This is a genomic window from Bacillus sp. 05T22, from assembly GCF_056396765.1.
On record NZ_JBFTMC010000231.1, the window covers coordinates 1 to 1,788 of the forward strand.

Sequence of the window (1,788 nt, forward strand, 5' to 3'; positions counted from 1 at the left end):
ACGAAGTCTACGAAGTCTTGAATCAGACTCCGTCTTTTCAGTGTACAAAGAACTACAGCAATTAGTAGCGATTGCTTAAAGCCTATTTCCAATCTGTAGACCTCTCTATATTTTTTCCAACTTTGCAACAGAACCAAAACAAGTAAGAAAGTGGAGTGCAATTTATCTAAGAATATAGAATTTTTAACAAAAATTCATAATTATGTTATATAATGATGTTAACAAACCATATTTTAGGAATTACCTCGATTGTGTAGAATGTATATTTTGTTTTGATGAGCTAAAATATTTAGCTAAAAGAGCTTGTAGCGGGGCCTGCTACAAGTTCTTTTATTTTATTTGGATAATTACTTTTCATTAAATGAAAATACGAAAAAAAGGAGTATACATAATGAAAGCAAAGAGACTTATAACGTTAGCACTTCCAATCATGTTATTAGGAGGTTGTGCTACAGATAAAGCAGAGACGAAAACAAAGGATAAAGTAGAAGAAAAAGCAGTAACAAAGGAAAAGATAGAAAAGGACAAATATCCAGACCATATGTATAAGATACGAAGTGACTTAGAATTAGAACTTAATAAATTTATGCAAATAGCGGCTCAAACTAAAGATAAGAGCAATGACATTCTAAAGTTGAATAAAGAACTATATGCAAAAGAGACTGAAATACAAGAAATAATCACTAAGTTCCATAAAATTGAACCACCCAAAGAGTTTGAGAAAGAACATGAGACAATCTTAAAAGGAGTAGACTGTTATAGTGAATCATTTACACTCATAGTTAAGTCAGCAAAAAGTAACTCTATAACAAAAGAAAAGACACAGAAGTCAAAAGACTTAGTACTAAAAGGTAATGACTACTTAAAAGAAGGGTACACACCTCTTTCTGATTATATAGCCGATAGAGGAGAAAAGAGACTAAAACAACAAGAGTCTACTAAGAACTCCGAATTCCCTAAATACGCTAAAGAGTTTGTAGGAGAATGGGGTCATTTTGAAGGTTCTGAATTCGTTAAGGCAATAGACTTTAAGGAAGATGGTACATATACGATTTTCGATGATAAAGGTAAAACATCATTCGAAGAYAAYCATATGACAGGTAAATGGTCTTACAAACCAGACTCAAAACAATTCACAATGACTATTGGGGAGTATGTAAAAGACGGACAAAAGGTAGACTCTAGTCAAATGCACGAATCAGTAGACTATACTCTTGAAATCTTTTTTAATGATTATTTAAACATGGTAGACGCAAAGGGTAACAGAATAGATGTACAAAAACGTAAATAATATAGGTTAAGAGATTATAAAGGTGCTTGGAACAGAACGAAGTAATGTAAACAATAGGTTGTAAGGTTCTGGTGCGAAAACTTCAAGATAATTGCAAGTAATCTCTAAATCTTGGACATACTGATACTATTACTCTAAAAAGKTGCGTGATCAGTATGGAAAAGCGAAATTTATTCAAGTGGAAGCATTATCATCATGATATTATTTTGCAAACAGTAAGATGGTACCTACGGTACAACTTGAGCTTTCGTGATTTGGTGGAAATGATGGCGGAACGTGGCATAATCGTTGCTCATACAACGATTATGCGTTGGGTTCATCAGTATGGTCCTGAATTAGACAAAAGAATCCGTCGTCAGGTTCTGTTGCAAAGTTGGAAAAAATATAGAGAGGTCTACAGATTGGAAATAGGCTTTAAGCAATCGCTACTAATTGCTGTAGTTCTTTGTACACTGAAAAGACGGAGTCTGATTCAAGACTTCGTCTTTGTTTATATA

The 1,788-nt window shown here is 33.3% G+C and carries 1 protein-coding gene and 1 pseudogene; both read left to right on the top strand.

Features of this window, described 5'->3' with window-relative positions:
* Window positions 1-391 precede the first annotated feature (391 nt).
* Window positions 392-1,291 carry a DUF3994 domain-containing protein gene (locus AC1DIT_RS28025; protein ID WP_016113463.1) on the top strand — a complete coding sequence of 300 codons (900 nt, stop codon included), beginning with the start codon at window positions 392-394 and terminating at the stop codon, window positions 1,289-1,291.
* Between the two features lie 155 nt (window positions 1,292-1,446).
* Window positions 1,447-1,788, top strand: a pseudogene (locus AC1DIT_RS28030) (hypothetical protein); the annotation flags it as partial.